This window comes from Paenibacillus sp. 01T47 (assembly GCF_056398245.1).
In genome coordinates this window covers 410,809-426,595 of sequence record NZ_JBFTPA010000003.1, presented here as the reverse complement: position 1 = coordinate 426,595, position 15,787 = coordinate 410,809, and the positions used below count along the sequence as shown (strand labels likewise).

General features: G+C 44.5%; 6 protein-coding genes. 1 reads left to right on the top strand and 5 read right to left on the bottom strand.

Translation table 11 applies throughout. The features are described from left to right. The first annotated feature begins 94 nt into the window (after window positions 1-94). The gene (locus AC1DOV_RS09245) at window positions 95-775 is read left to right on the top strand and encodes a TIGR00266 family protein (protein WP_076271638.1); all 681 of its coding nucleotides are present in this window, start codon (window positions 95-97) and stop codon (window positions 773-775) included. Window positions 776-2,142: 1,367 nt separating this feature from the next. Here the strand turns inward: AC1DOV_RS09245 and glpX are convergent. The 5 genes from glpX to AC1DOV_RS09220 form a co-directional block, all read right to left on the bottom strand. After that, the gene (gene glpX / locus AC1DOV_RS09240) at window positions 2,143-3,114 is read right to left on the bottom strand and encodes a class II fructose-bisphosphatase (protein WP_339207824.1); all 972 of its coding nucleotides are present in this window, start codon (window positions 3,112-3,114) and stop codon (window positions 2,143-2,145) included. Between the two features lie 250 nt (window positions 3,115-3,364). Beyond that, on the bottom strand, window positions 3,365-11,926 hold the full coding sequence (locus AC1DOV_RS09235) for a carbohydrate binding domain-containing protein (protein WP_477549760.1): 8,562 nt from the start codon (window positions 11,924-11,926) through the stop codon (window positions 3,365-3,367). 164 nt (window positions 11,927-12,090) lie between these two features. After that, complete coding sequence (locus tag AC1DOV_RS09230) at window positions 12,091-13,824, bottom strand: extracellular solute-binding protein (protein WP_477549759.1); 1,734 nt, start codon at window positions 13,822-13,824, stop codon at window positions 12,091-12,093. Window positions 13,825-13,951: 127 nt separating this feature from the next. Continuing rightward, window positions 13,952-14,830: a carbohydrate ABC transporter permease gene (locus tag AC1DOV_RS09225; RefSeq protein ID WP_441875685.1), complete on the bottom strand. Its 879-nt coding sequence runs from the start codon at window positions 14,828-14,830 to the stop codon at window positions 13,952-13,954. 23 nt (window positions 14,831-14,853) lie between these two features. Beyond that, window positions 14,854-15,708, bottom strand: a complete 855-nt coding sequence (locus AC1DOV_RS09220; RefSeq protein ID WP_076268055.1) for an ABC transporter permease — start codon at window positions 15,706-15,708, stop codon at window positions 14,854-14,856. Window positions 15,709-15,787: the final 79 nt, after the last annotated feature.

Sequence of the window (15,787 nt, the reverse complement as noted above, 5' to 3'; positions counted from 1 at the left end):
GCGATGGATGCGAAGCGTAGTTTTACATCGCGAGCTTGTTGCGATGGATGCGAAGTAGATATTGCTTAGGTAAAACCTTTGAGGAGGTTAATACATGAACTATGATATTTTTTATAAAGGCGCCTTTGCCATGCTGAAGGTGAGGCTCAATCCCGGCGAGAGCGTAAAAGCCGAAATGGGTGCAATGGTGTCCATGTCCCCTACCATCGATCTTAAAGGGACAACAGACGGCGGGTTTATGCGCGGACTCGGAAGAATGTTAAGCGGAGAGACGTTCTTTTTCCAAGAGATGACAGCTAATCGGGGTCAAGGTGAAGTCCACCTTGCCCCTCCTTCTCTCGGTGATATTGAAGCGATTGAACTCGACGGCTCTTATAAGCTTTATGTGCAAAAGGATGGTTTCTTAGCTGGCACCAGCGGCATAGAGGTCAATACAAAAATGCAAAACCTAGGCAAGGGGCTCTTATCGGGCGAAGGTTTCTTTATTGTAGAAATCAGCGGCCGAGGCACGGTGTTTCTCTCCTCATATGGCGCGATCCATGCTCTAAACTTGAGCCATGGCGAAGAAGTCATCATCGATAACGGTCATTTAGTTGCTTGGCCGGGCTATATGAACTATACGATAGAAAAAGCGTCTAAAGGCTGGTTATCCAGCATTACGAGCGGCGAAGGTCTCGTATGCCGCTTCCGCGGTGAAGGTGTCGTGCTGATTCAAACTCGCAATCCATCCAGCTTTGGAACTTGGTTGAAAAAGTTCATACCAGGCGGCAACTAACGTACTCATAGTCAACATTAGCACTTCTACTTAGCATTTGAGTTACTTTTACGGAAGAAGTCCCATTCAGATGTGAGAGCATTTACAGACAATGAAGCACTAAAAGTAAGCAGCCACCTCACAGGAAAACTAACAGGAAAACCTTCCGCAAATCTCATTAGTGACAGACTTCATATCGGTTAATTTAAAAAAACTCCCGCTTATTCGACAACATCTACTCTAAGGAGAGGATGTACTCGAATTGACGGGAGTTTTTTCAGTAATATGCCACCTCGCTCTTCGAATGATGAGTGACTAGAGTTTACCCAGCATATCATCATCAATATTAGTTTTAGAGGGGTGTTGGGGGGGACGAGTTTGTCTGAGTTAAAGTGGTTAGACTGGTTAAGCTCGCTCGCACCACTAACGGACATAGGTTCCGCTATTATGGTAAATATAGCTCAAATACAATTCTATCGGACATCAGATACGTTATTTACGCGTATTGAAGCACATTTATGGCTTTTGAGACCAAATAAGAGACTGTATGTCCGTTAGCTCTTTAAAAACGGGGATTTCAAGCAAATAACGGATCTGATGTCCGTTAATTCCTAAGCAGATTTGTATTCGCAGTAAAGGTTAGTAGCAGCGTTTCCAGCACGAAATCAATATTAGTTTTAGGTGGGGGTTCGGGGGGCGTTGGGGTCAGGGGGTTAGCGAGATTAGACCAAGTTTGACAGGTTAAGCTCGCCCGCAACACTAACGGACATAGGTTCCGCTATTATGGTGAATACAGCTCAAATTGAATTCTAACGGACATCAGATACGTTATTTATGGCGATTGAAGCGTAAACACGGCTTTTAAAGCCAAATAAGAGACTGTATGTCCGTTAGATCCTTAAAAATAGGGGATTCCAAGCAAATAACTGATCTGATGTCCGTTAATTCCTCTATGAGGAACGCTTTCGCAATAAAGGTTAATAGGAGCGTTTCCAGCTCGAAATCAATATTAGTTTTAGGTGGGGTTGACGGGGTTGACGGGGTTGACGGGGTTGACGGGGTTGACGGGGTTAGACCAAGTTTGACAGGTTAAGCTCGCGCGCATCTCTAACGGACATAGGTTCCGCTATTATGGTAAATATAGCTCAAATACAATTCTATCGGACATCAGATACGTTATTTACGCGTATTGAAGCACATTCATGGCTTTTGAGACCAAATAAGAGACTGTATGTCCGATAGCTCTTTAAATACGGGGATTTCAAGCAAATAACGGATCTGATGTCCGTTAATTTCCAATCAGCTGAATTATATTCTTTCTGCTCATTGCATTATTAGAATGTTATTTCTATGGTGGTCGGCCTAGCGGCCGACCACACCATTCATAGTTATTTATCATTATTTAAAAATGTTTTATTCGGCAAATAGTGCATAGCACGTACGAAACGGATCGTTTTGGTCTTAGCGCGCATTACGATGGAATGCGTTTCTGCCCTCTCGTCAGGAAAATACTGTACTCCGCCCAAAAACTCCCCTGGCGTAACGCCTGTTGCTGCAAAATAAACATCGCCAGTTCCAATCATATCCTCCATCGTAAGCACGCGATACGGATCTTCTATTCCCATTTTCACGCAGCGATTGTACTCATTGCTATCCGCCGGCATCAGCCTTGCTTGCAGCTCGCCGCCTAAACACTTCAGCGCTGCCGCAGCCAGTACACCCTCTGGCGCTCCTCCTGAGCCTACATATAAATCAATACCTGCTTCAGGAAATGCAGGTGCCATCGCGCCTGCAACGTCACCATCCGACAAAAATTTTATACGCACACCCACGCGGCGCAGCACCTTGACGATCGCTTCATGTCGCGTCCTGTCCAAAATCATAACCGTTAAATCCGAAACTTTCTTGTTTAAAGCGTCAGCCGCTTTACGGAGCGTTACATCCATCGGATCAGTTATCGACAGCTTGCCAACAAGAGCAGGACCGAAAGCGAGCTTCTCCATGTACATATCAGGAGCATGCAAAAGCTGGCCTTTTCCTGCGACTGCAAGCACGGACATTGCATTGTTAAGTCCTTTGGCTACGATTTCCGTACCTTCCAGCGGATCAACCGCTACGTCAACCTCGGGGCCGTTCAAGCTTCCTACTTCCTCCCCAATGTACAACATCGGCGCTTCATCCATTTCCCCTTCGCCTATGACGACAGTACCGCGTATGGACACTGAATCAAACATGGAGCGCATCGCAGATGTTGCTGCTCCATCAGCGCTATTCTTATCGCCTCTTCCCATCCAAGGCGCCGATGCGAGCGCAGCCAGTTCCGTTACACGTACAAGCTCTAATGCTAATTCTCTCTCCATGATCCAGTCTCCCTTTGCTTTCATATGACGGAATAAATAATTAGAACACATGTAGAGGTCATTTCCGTTATTTAATATGTAACATATATTTATATATGTCGCAATATATATTTACTATTCTTCATTAAATCATCATTAATAAACAAACGTTTACCTTAAGAGCAACCATCGTACGTCAAAAAGACAAAAGAGCATACTTCACAGGATTCCCTGTAAAAGCATGCTCTCTTTATCACTCTAAATAAAACAGTTATTCATAAACCTCAATCTCAAAAAGTGATGGACCATATGGAGGAAGACCTTTTTCTGTCACTAAAATACGAACATATCTAGCCTCCGCACTGCTTGCAAGGGTGATCGTTTCAACAAAGTCTTCCGCTCTCAATTCTCTGTTCAAGGAATGTACCGTCTTCCAATCTGTGCTTGCTGCCGATAAGTCGCTTCCTGCTGCAGCAACTTGAATATCGATCGCTTTTCCATATGCAGCTTCCCAAGTCAAAATGATTTTATTAATGGAATGAACTTTTTCCAAATCAATATAGAACCATTCTGCATGATACGGAGCTGTATTATTGTCACTCCATTTTGCTTCCCATCGTGTACCCTTATCGCCATCTGTTATCAAATGAGCAGGAAAAACGGTATTAAAGCTTGATGCAACAGCGTGCTTGTTAAGCGCTAAGTTCACTAGCACTGGATTTGGAGTGGTTCCAGGATCCGGATTGCCTCCGTTTCCTCCTCCTTCGCCGCCGCTTACCCATGTGCCATACACTTCAAACTCCCACAGGGAATAACCGTAATTGGTGCCCCTAGCAGATCCAACCATTCGAATATGCCTTGCTTCTTGCCCGTTTAATGTAATGTTATCGAGACCGCCATTGCCTGCGGCTTCTGTAAATACATCCGTCCAGTCGCTTTCTCCAGGCGCTGCCGCCGAGGATACTTGCAGCTTATAGGCTTTTCCATATGCTCCCTCCCAGCTCAGAACAGCACTTTCCAGCTTATAGACTGCGCCTAAATCAATAGAAAGCCACTGAGGATCTGTTGACTCCGACTCCCATCTCGTATTGCCCGCTCCATCTACAGCGTTAGCTGCTGGTTGATTGCCTGATGATGCAGTAGCAGCTTTATGAAGAGCAATGTTTGCGGCAGCCGTCTTCACCTGCTGCTGCACCTCGCCGATGCCGTATCCAGCTGCGGCAACGGTGATGAGATACGTTTTGACACTTGTAAATAAATCTGCATTAAGCATGATTTTTCCTGCCTCAACCGTGTAGCTGCTGCTCTGTACAGCTGCACCGTCAATCGTAAGCTGCGTAATTGCGGCACGCCAAGCAGGGGAGTCTGCAAATGTCAGCTCAATTGTCTGTCCGACTTTGTTTTCAGTCGAATCGGCTGCTAATACCGGTGGTGCTGCCACTTCACGAATAGCGACATTATCAATGTAAATCGTATGCTCACCATCAGGCGTAACAATAGCACCATTTACGACGTTGCCAAGCAAAAACTTAAGAGTCATATCCACGTTGCTATTTGGCCGCAAACTTTTCTTATAAACAGCAGCTGAATCACCAGTCAGATTAAAATGTACGCTTTCAGTGTTGTTATATCCACCAAGCTCCAATGCTATCGGACGATTAACCGATGACCATGCGTTAAAGGAAAGCTCATAGGATTTGCCTGCCTCTAGTTTGATTCCGCTTTGGTTAAACTGTGTGGACCAGCCGACAGGAACATTCCATTCTGGGTGCATCCCCCCATTATAATAGATGTCGATTTGGGCAACACCATCTTTAGGTGTATATTTCGAATCTCCTCCATCACCAAACCAATGCACCCAGTTAGCTGACCCATTCGTCATTCCACCGTTTAGTACAAGGTTTCCATCTGCTGCAAGCATTAATTGATTAACACTTGTATCCGCAAAGCCCGTCGATTTGACATTAATCGTATATAATTGATCGCTTGCAAAAACAGATGGATCAATCATGATGCTGCCAGGCTGAAGCGTATAATTTGCACCAGCAAATACAGCTCCATTCACTTCAATTGCACTAATCGCCGTTCTCCAGGCTTCGTTATCTACAAAACGGATTTCTACCGCGCTCCCTACTAGGTTATCCGTTTTATCTGGTATTAAGGTTGGCGGGCGCAGCATTGGCGCATCCTTCACCTCCAGCACAACATTATCAAAGAAAATGTCATGCGGTGCAGCTGCACTTTTTGGAGTTTTGCCAAGTAAAAATTTAAGAGCGACATTATCATCGGTCATCATCTTAAATGTAAATTCAAAATGCTGCATCGAAGGCGTCAGCATCAAAGGTCCCGTATAAAAACGCCGTGTATAACCAGCATTTTCGAGAGCCGCTTCAATGTCCCGTGCTACCGTCGAACTCGCATCAAAAGAGAGCAAATACGTCATCCCCTTGGAAAGCTTAAGGTTCGACTGGTTAAACATCACGTTCCAGGCTTCCCCTCCTACGTTTGTTACCGCTATTTTTGCAGCTCCATTCGATTCCGTGAATGCTGCTGTACCTCCTTGCGTAAACGGCTCCCAGCCGCTTAGCCCATTGGAGAAATCTCCATTCTTAAGCGGAAACAAATCGACGCCTGTAAAATCAACATTCAAATTTGTTGTGCGAATAAGCTTAATGTTATCCAGCTGAACCCCAGCGTTGCTGCCGCCTAACAAAAACTCAAGCTGCGCTTCCTCGTCTGTTACGTTAGGAGGCATCGTAAATGAGAGCTTATGCGAACTATTCGATGTATCTAGCTGAATCGCGTGTGGACCTGAATAAATCGTTGATCCGTCTTTTCTCTTAAGCTGTACGGTAATGGTCCGAGCGGCCGAAGCTTCTGCATCAAAAGTCAGCTCATACGAATCCTTTTGCAGCAGATTAATGCCCTGTTGGGTTAGTTTTATAGACGAAGCATTAGTACCACCATCAGAAATATTAACGTTTAACCTGCGCAATAATGGATCTACACTGATGTCAGCAGCAGCCGAATCCGTTATTTTTGTGTTCCAATAGAGCAGACGATCCATCGTCCCTAGATCAAAACCTCCATTGTAAATGTGATTGCCGTTATTCAGTGGAGCTTTTGCAGCACTTGGTTCAATTAACTCATCGATTTCCTCTAAATGAACATTTCCGATCCACACATCATTTACGTTTTGACCTAAATTGAATTCCAACCTCGCAGCAGCATTTGTTTTGTCTGACATGAGGAAGCGATACTCATAATTCCCGACCTGATCCTTCAAGGATGCTTCAAAGTTGTCGGAATAAATTCCCCAGCCGCTGTTCGCATCGCCGCCAAACTTCAAGCTCATGCTGCGCGGCGCTGATGCCTTTGCATCAAAGCTAATTTTGTAGGCCTGGCCTTTAACAAGCGTTACATACTGGACAAGCTGCAAGGAATATGGCACATTCCCGCCATTCGAAATGTCTACTTTGGCAAATGGTGACCCGTCAATCGGATCAACCGAAACCTCACCCGCTCCGCCAAATTCAGCCCCATGAAGGAAATTCCAGTAATTCATATCTATTACCGGATTTTCTACTGTGATGTTCTTAACGCCATGAGTATAAGCAGGATCATAAATGAAATTGCCATCTACAGCCGCTTTCCCATTTTGCGGGAACGAATCCTTTACAAGCATCGGTTCAACAGGCACCTTGTAAGGTCTGCCAGTAAGCTCATAAGCACGCACATAGTCAATCTCCATCTGAGCTGACAACAAGGAAGGATCAGGCTTCAACCCGCCGTCATAATTGCCTCCTACAGCTAGATTGAGAATAATGTAAAACTCCTTATCAAATGGTGCTGGAAAAGCATATTTTTCGGGTTGATCTGCTCCCCAGCTATTCCAATCATTAAGCGTTTGAAACAAATTCCCATCCACATACCAGCGCAGCTCACCTGGTTCCCACTCTAAAGAATAAGTATGGTAACCCGTGATGTCCTCACCTTGGGGAAATTCATACTGCGCACCGGTAATTTTGTTATTAGGAGCATTTTTGCCAAAATGAATGGTACCATCAACTTCACCTGGCACTCGTCCTCTAGCTTCCATAATGTCAATTTCACCTGAGGAAGCCCATCCGCCGTATTCACTGTCCTTCGGCATCATCCAAAACGCCGGCCATAAGCCTTGACCCGCAGGGAGCTTAATCCGCGCTTCGAATTTGCCATAAGCTTTGCTGAAGGTTGGACTGGTCCAAAGCCGGCCTGACGTATATTGTTTACCGCCAAAATTCTCTTTTTTGGCTTTGATAATCATTTGGCCATTCTCGATCTTTATATTTTCTTTCTTATAAAACTGCAGCTCGTTATTGCTCCAGTCGCCTACGCCATACTCACTGCCGTTGCCAAGCTGATACGCCCACTTGTCAAGATCGACACCGTTTGTATCCAGATTATCTCCTACGCTGTCAAACTCATCATTCCATACGAGACTCCATATGTTTTTCTCTTGAATACTTTGGATCACTTGAGTAAGCTCATAACCAGTTGACCTAATCGTGATGGTGTATGATTTAACTGCACTGAATTGGGTCTTATCGATTGTTAGCTTTCCTGAGGTAAGCTGATACGCTTCTTTAGGAAGCTTCGATTCATCGACAAATACATCAGTTATCGCATTTCTCCAAGCCTCATTATCATTAAAGGTAATGTCGATATTTTGACCCAATTCATTATCGGATACATCTTTTGAAATTACTGGAGGAAGCAGCAGCATAATATCATTTGAGCTGCGAGCCTTCTCGCCTGCTGCTTCCTTAGCTCCTTTCAATTCAAGATGCACATTGTCGATAAATACGTCATGTGCTGCAGTAGGAGCATCAGGCTGCACTCCAAAAAGCAGTTTAAAGGTTGCGTTGTCATCCTTGGCCATAGTGAACTCGTAGCTGTACTTTTTAGTAACCGTATCAAGCTGCACCTTTTCATTTAAGAAACGATTATAAGCGCTGTTCTCAACAACCGCTTCAATGGTTCGCGGCGAAGTTGCTCTGGCCAAAAAGGTAACGACATACGTTTTGCCTTTAACTAGCGCCAATGAGCCCTGCTGCAAAACAATATCCCACGCATTCAAGCCAGCGTTCGCTATCGCGACTTTCACCGCACCATTGTCATCTGTAATGGCTGCTCTCGAGGGGCCATCATAAATGCCCTGAATATGTGTGCTCCAATCCTGCATTCCTGCATCAAAATATCCATTTTTGACCAAGAAGGCTTTACTTCGTGCATCCTGCTGCTCCACATGTATGTTGTCAACAAATACATCATGCTCGCCTATCACAGTTGCACCGTCCAGTTTACCTAGCAGCAGCTTAAACGTCGGCGTAATGTCGCTCTGAACAAGCAGCTCGTAGCTGAACGTTTGTTTCGTCTGCGTCAATTGCACCTTTTTGGACAAATAACGCGTGCTGCCTACTTCAATAACAATTTCCATTTCACGGTTTTTGGATGAACTTGCATCTAACGTTACCGTATACGTTTTGCCTTTAAATAGATTAATATTATTTTGCATCAGCATGACGTCCCAAGGATTAACACCTTCGCTCGCAATCGCAATCTTCATCTCTTCGTTCTGAGCGTTAAAGTCCGCGCTTGAGCCCCATCCGTCATAACGTCCCTGCACATGCTCGCTCCAACTCACCTTGCCACTCGAGAAGTCGCCATTTTTCACCGGAAATTGATCTGCCAGCGCCAATTCGCCCGTGTTGTTGTTAGTCAATCGAATCATCTTAATATCGTCTAAATAAATGTCAGCCTGATGGCCGCCTAATAAAAATACCAACTGTCCATTACTATCGTTGGACTGCTCCATCGCAAACTGAAATGTATACTCCTTCATCTCGGATGCAAGCGAGATCATCTCTGGAGCGGCATAGGCCGTACCATCTGATTTGTACACACCAATCTGAATGGTGCGTGCAGTAGCTGCTCTAGCCTTAAATGTTACCTTATAATCGTTTTCTTTCAGTAGATTGATACCCGACTGCGTAAGCGAGATCGACTTAGGCTCTGTTTCGCCATCAAGATTCGATATTTTAAGTTCTCTAGTTTCAGCATTCACCGATGCTGCAGCGTTGCCTCCAGCCTTATTGAAATTCCAATAAGTCAGACGATCGATTCGACCTAGGTCGAAGCTGCCGTTATACACATGATTGCCGTTCAACGGCTCTTTAGGGTCGTTATCATGAAACGGATCTGGGGAGGCGGTTTCTTCAACCTTCACATTGCCGATCCAGACCGGATTCGTGCTTAGTCCAAGGTTGAATTCGAGTCTAGCCAGCGTATCCGTCTCGGCACCCATTTGGAATATCATTTCATAGGATTGGATATTGTTTGTCAGCTTTACATCCATAATATCGGAGTAAGTCGTCCAGCCGCGTGTTTCCCCACCGCCAAATTTGACGGTCGCATTTCGATTTGCATTCGATTTAGCGTCAAAAGTAAGCTTATACCATCTGCCTTTACCAAGCGTTACATTCTGAATGAGTTGAACCGCATGTATGGCATTCCCGCTGCTCGTAATATCCGCCTTGGCATAATTTACACCATTTAAAGCTTCAACAGAAATCGAGCCGTTACCTTGGAATGTGCTTACATGTACAAAATTCCAATAATTCGTATCTAAAGCTTGATTCGCCTCAGCAATGGTTGTGAACGGCTTGCTGTAGCTATTATCATGAATAAAATTACCTGCAATCGGTTCTTTATATTGATCTGGATATGGCTCTGAGTCGACGCTAGGCTCTACAGGCGTCTTATACGGTCTGCCAGTTAGTTCATAGACACGAACATAGTCGACTTCCATTTTCACTGGCAGCAGTGATGAGTCGGGTGTTATCCCACCGTCAAAATTACCGCCAACGGCCAAGTTCAAAATCATGTAAAATGGCTTATCAAACGGAGCGGGAAACGCATATTTTGCAGGTTGATCTGCTCCCCAGCTATCCCAATTATTAAGCTTCTGGAATAATTGTCCGTCAACATACCAGCGAATTTCACCAGGCTCCCACTCTACACCGTAAGTGTGATAGTCGGTAATATCCGTTTCTTCTCCAAAAATGTAATCTGCACTTTTTGACTTGTTTGCCGGCCAGTTTTTACCGTAATGAATGGCACCGCCGACTTTTTCCGGTAAGCGGCCGCGCGCTTCCATAATATCGAGTTCTCCAGATGAAGCCCAAACCCCATACTCGCTATCCTTTGGCATCATCCAGAAGGCAGGCCAGATGCCATTGCCTACCGGCAGCTTCATGCGAGCTTCAAATTTTCCATACGTTTTATTAAAGGTAGGCTCTGTATATAGTCTGCCTGATGTATATTTCTTTCCGCCAAAACCATCATCGTCAGCGGTGATCGTTAATTTCCCGTCCGCCACCTTAATATTTTCGGACCGATAATACTGTTCTTCATTGTTCCCCCAGCCATCAAGGCCATATTGAGAGCCCGTGCCTAACTGATAAGCCCATTTGTCGAGGTTAACGCCGTTTGTATCAACGTTGTCGCCACTTCCATCAAATTCATCATTCCATACAAGCTCCCATTCATCCACAGGTGCTGTTGTTGGTGTCGCCGTCGGTTCTGTGGTAGGCGAAGGTGTCGGTGAGTTTGTCGGTGCTGCTGTTGGAGTTGGTTGCGGAGTCGTTTGACCGCCACCACCGCTTTGACCTGAGCCAGTCTGTTGTCCTGTTTTTACAATTCCGTTCTGAACAGTGATATCACTGCTTTTGCCTAAGCTATTGCCATTTAATGTCGTGCTTGAACCTGTATTAACTATTTGATTTACAGTACCATTTACCTGAATTGTCGTTCCTTCAGCTGTATCCGAAATCGTAAGTAATTGACTGCTTGCTCCAGCATCAATTTGTATATTAGATCCCTTTTCCACAATAAGCTGCTGCACCTGCGAAGAGCCTGTGAGTACGACGCGTACTTTTCCAGCAGGTTTATTCACAATAAGCTTATTCAGCTTCGAATTTATAAAATGAATGCTGTTGATTCCGCCCCCATTGATGTAGACCGTTCCTTTCACATCCACATCCGTTAAAAAGACATCGCCTTCGCCAATTCCCTGCGTTAAGAACAAATCCTTATCGATAACAGTTTTGTTGATCTTTACTCCCGCTGTATTTACGACAGCATTTCCGGCTATTTTCAAATTTTCATAGGTGCCGGCTGCATTAATGATTTCACCAGCAATTCGGTCAAGCAATGTGATGGCCTCTGCACGAGTAATCGGTTTTTTCGGCCGAATGGTTTGATCCGGATAACCCGTTATGTATCCTCCTGCCAGCAGCTGCTCTAACGGTGCTTTTGCATAAGCTTGTACTTGATTATAATCTGTAAAGCTAGATAGCTGATTCCCATCTACTTCAGCCTGCTTAAACAGTTCGGCTATTATTTTCGCAGCCTCCTGCCTCGTAAGTGGTGCGTCAGGCTTAAAGCTGCCATCCGGGTAACCGGTAATCACTCCAGCTTCCAACGCAGCAGCAACCTGCTTGCTGTACCATGCGTCAGCGGCTACATCTGTAAAGGTATTCGAGCCTTTAGCTTCAAACTGAAAGATAGCATGGACCAGCTTTGTAAATTCAGATCTCGTCACTTGACGATCAGGCTGCAAGCTCCCATCCGGATATCCGCTAAGCATCCCCTTAGAAATCCATTTTTCCAGCACTTTCTCGCCCCAATGCGCCGTTCCCTTCTCATCTGTGGCTGTCGCCGCACTGACAGCCGGCAAGCTGCTTGTGAGCATCATGAACACCAATATTATGGAGATAAACCGTTTATTCATGCTTCTCCTACATCCTTTCCGGATTATGAAATAAAATGATAACGCTTACTTGTCTTTTCAAGGAAACAGCCTGCCCCTTACAGCTAAATGATAAACTGCAACGTGACAGACTGTTTTCTCTATCTATTATACTTTTACATGATGCCTCAGCTGAAAATAACTCCTTATTTTACGCTGTTGTACCAATCGTTAACTTCTTTTGTAATTTGCTCGCCGCCTGATTTTTTCCAGTTTTCAACCATCGTGTCGAACGAATCTACCGGTTGTTGGCCATATACGATTTTGCTAAACGTTTCATTAAGCAGCTTGTTCAGAAGCTCGTTTTTGCTTTGCATCGTTTCCGTCAAAGGACCCATGTAGTAGTTTTTCATGCGGATCGAATTTTGGTCCATAACCACTTTCATGGCATCTGTATTCTCTTTTAGACGTGTATTAAACTCTTGTTTCTCGTATGGCGTTGCCGGCTCTGCGCCGCCTGCAAGCTTAACATGCGTTTCTGCATAAAGAGTAGGAATACGAGCGCCTTCAAAAGTGAGCGTGTAGTAGAGCGGTGGTGCTGTTTGATCCTTCAAACCAGGGAATAGGTCTGGGTATTTTGCAATATCCGCAGTAATAGAGCCGTCTGGAAGTGTTGCATAATCATAACCTTCTGCGAAGCCCTTCTCGAATTCGCTGCCCGGCTGCGGGTTAGCCATATTATCGAAGAACCAGTTATAGTAGTGCAAAATAGCTTCAGGATTTTTAGCTTTTTTGTTTACAAATACATAACCGTTTGCTGGCGGGTTGCCGCCTGCGGAACCAATTTTGCCGTCTGGACCAGCAGGAATTGGATACGCTTTATATTTTGCGCCAGGAACGTTGTTCAGAAGATCTGGGAAAGGCCATGCTGGAAGCCAGTTTGGTCCAAAAATAATTCCCGCTTCGCCTTTAGTAAACAATTCCGAGCCCGTTGATTCATCAAGCAATGCTGAATCTTGTGAAATGTAACCTTTGTCTAACCATTCTTTTAATTTTGTTAATGCATCTTTAGCTGCTGGATTGATCGAACCATGTGCCAAAGATCCATCCGCTGCTTGATTCCATTGACCAGGCATTGTGCCATAAGCACCAAACACGAAGCCGATATCAGTCATCCAGTTAGCGAAGCCATTTTTGAAGCCCGTTGCAAGGCCAATTGTATCTGCTTTGCTGTCTCCATCTGGATCATTCTTAACGAATGCTTCCATAACCGTTTCCATTTCTGCAAGCGTTGTTGGAGCCTTAAGGTTAAGCTTTGTCAGCCAATCCTCACGAATCCACATGACATGATCTGCATTGTAGGCATAATCTAGAATAGGCAATGCCATTTTGTCAGCGCCCCGGCTAATTGGCAGCCAGATGGTTGGATCAAGATCAAGGCCTGCTTTGTAAGTATCGTTCGCGTATTTGTCGACCAAATCGCCTACCGGCATAAATTGACCGGAGTCGATCAACATATTAACCGTTTCCATATCTCCGCGGTAAGTGACAACATCCGGCATTTCCTCACCTGATGACAGCATAAGGCGAAGCTTTGTTTTGTATGCATCATTCGTATTTGTTACAACCCAGTTGTATTTAATGTCAATGCCAAGTCTTTCTTTGATAAGACGAGTATGAACATTATCCTCAATGGACTCGCCTTCTTTGAAGATTGAACCATTTTGGTTAAGACCCCAAACTGTCGTTAACGTAATTGGTGTCGTATACTTGCCATCCGCAAAGCCTTCAGTGCTTCCTTCTTCAACCTTGGCTGGTTCGTTGCTCGCTTTGTTTGTTGCTGCCGGACTGTTAGTCCCCTTGTTCGTGTTGTTTCCAGAACAAGCTGCGATTGCGAGCATAAATGATAGTACCAATAAGACCGAAAACCACTTCTTCATGCCTTTACCCCCGTAAGTTAATTTTTGTTATTATTAACGATATTTGTAATATCGCTTGTTACCAATATACAGCTCGCTTTACAGCTCCGAAAGACCATAATTTTGTTATTGATGCCTTTTTCTAGCACTATTCTTTGACAGCCCCCATGATGATGCCTTTCACGAAATATCGCTGTAAAAAGGGGTATACAAGCAGTATCGGCAATGTACCAATGAAGATTTGCGCGGATTTAACGGTACGCTGCGAGATATGCTTAAGCTCGTTGACATCGGGATTTATTTTATTAAAATCCTGCTGTACAATAATCGTTTGCAAAAAGGTTGCTAATGGATATTTTCTATAATCTGTAATATATAACAATCCATCAAACCATGAATTCCAATGTGTAACCATGGTAAACAATGAAATCGTAGCTAATGCCGGCATTGAAATGGGTAAAAATATACTCCAAAGCGTTCGGAACTGTCCTGCTCCATCCATGAGCGAAGCTTCCTCCAGCTCCTTCGGTACTGCCCGGAAAAAGTTCATTAGAAGCACCATATTAAATACGTTGATCGCCCCTGGCAGAACAAGCGCCCAAATCGAGTTCATTAAATCCAAGTTGCGAATAAGCATGTACGAAGGAACAATACCACCACTGAACAACATCGTAAAGAGAAAATACCACGTATAGACCGAACGGCTCTTAAATGTCCGTCCATCTTTGGATAATGCATAACCCGCTAGAATCATCAAAGTCATGCCGACGAGCGTGCCGAGCGCCGTACGCTTAAAACCTACAAAAAGAGCATTGTGAAAATTATCGTTATTCAGCGTTTTGGAATAGGCTTCAAAGTTGAAGCCGATCGGCCAAAGCTTGACCAGATTCGCGTTGGCTGGCGAGCTGGCGCTTAAGCTTACAGCTAGAATATGAACGAGCGGAATAATACAAGAAATACAAATGACCGCGAGCAAAATATAGTTAAATACTGAAAAAGCTTTATAACCTGTTGTTTTGTGATACATGCTTTTTCTCGCCCCTCTCTTTCCTAGAAAATTCGATAACCTGCGTATTTGTATGCCATTCGGTAAGAGAAGACGATCATGATCAAACCGATTAGAGATTTAAACAAACCAACAGCTGTTCCAAAGCTGTATTGACCATTCAATATCGCTGTCCGATAGACGAACGTATCGATAATGTCTCCCTTATCGTATACAAGCGAATTGTATAGATTAAAAATTTGATCGAAGCCCCCGTTCAAAATATTGCCGAGGGACAATGTGCCTACGACAACCGCGATTGGAATCATCGACGGAACCGTGATGTGCAGCGTCTGCTTCCAGCGCGTGGCGCCATCCACCTCAGCCGCTTCGTACAATGAAGGATTTACACCCGCCAATGCCGCAAGAAACACGATGGTGTTAAAACCGAAGTTTTGCCAAATATCGCTTACGATAACGGTAAAACGGAACCAATCCCCGTTCCCAAGCCAGAATACAGAATCTATGCCGAGACTGTTGAGCGTCTGATTCACGATTCCTTTACTGCCCAGCATGTCAGTAAGGATCGCACCTAAAATTACCCATGATATAAAATGCGGCAAGTACACCAAAGTTTGTACCACTCGCTTGAACAGCATTTTTCGAACCTCATTAAGCAGAATCGCGAACGTGAACGGCACGATTAAGCCAAAAACGATCTTTAAGCCCGAAATGATTAACGTGTTCCAAATGACCTGTTTGCTGTCTGGATACTCAAACATAAAGCGGAAGTGCTCCAGTCCAACAAGCTTAGAATGAAACATGCCGTTATAAGGTTTAAAATCCTGAAAGGCCATAATTAACCCGCTCATTGGTACATAAGCAAATATAAAGGTAACAATAGCCGCCGGAAGCAGCATGAGATGCAAGGGCCAAGTACGGCTAAATAGTTCTCTCGCTCTTTTATCCTTTTGTTGTCTTTGTTCTGGTTCTTGCTGC

Excerpts from the sequence above, each read along its gene's own strand:
- AC1DOV_RS09245 (WP_076271638.1), top strand. The coding sequence starts at position 95 with ATGAACTATGATATTTTTTATAAAGGCGCCTTTGCCATGCTGAAGGTG.
- AC1DOV_RS09235 (WP_477549760.1), bottom strand. The coding sequence starts at position 11,926 with ATGAATAAACGGTTTATCTCCATAATATTGGTGTTCATGATGCTCACA.
- AC1DOV_RS09225 (WP_441875685.1), bottom strand. The coding sequence starts at position 14,830 with ATGTATCACAAAACAACAGGTTATAAAGCTTTTTCAGTATTTAACTAT.
- glpX (WP_339207824.1), bottom strand. The coding sequence starts at position 3,114 with ATGGAGAGAGAATTAGCATTAGAGCTTGTACGTGTAACGGAACTGGCT.
- AC1DOV_RS09220 (WP_076268055.1), bottom strand. The coding sequence starts at position 15,708 with ATGCTGCTTCCGGCGGCTATTGTTACCTTTATATTTGCTTATGTACCA.
- AC1DOV_RS09230 (WP_477549759.1), bottom strand. The coding sequence starts at position 13,824 with ATGAAGAAGTGGTTTTCGGTCTTATTGGTACTATCATTTATGCTCGCA.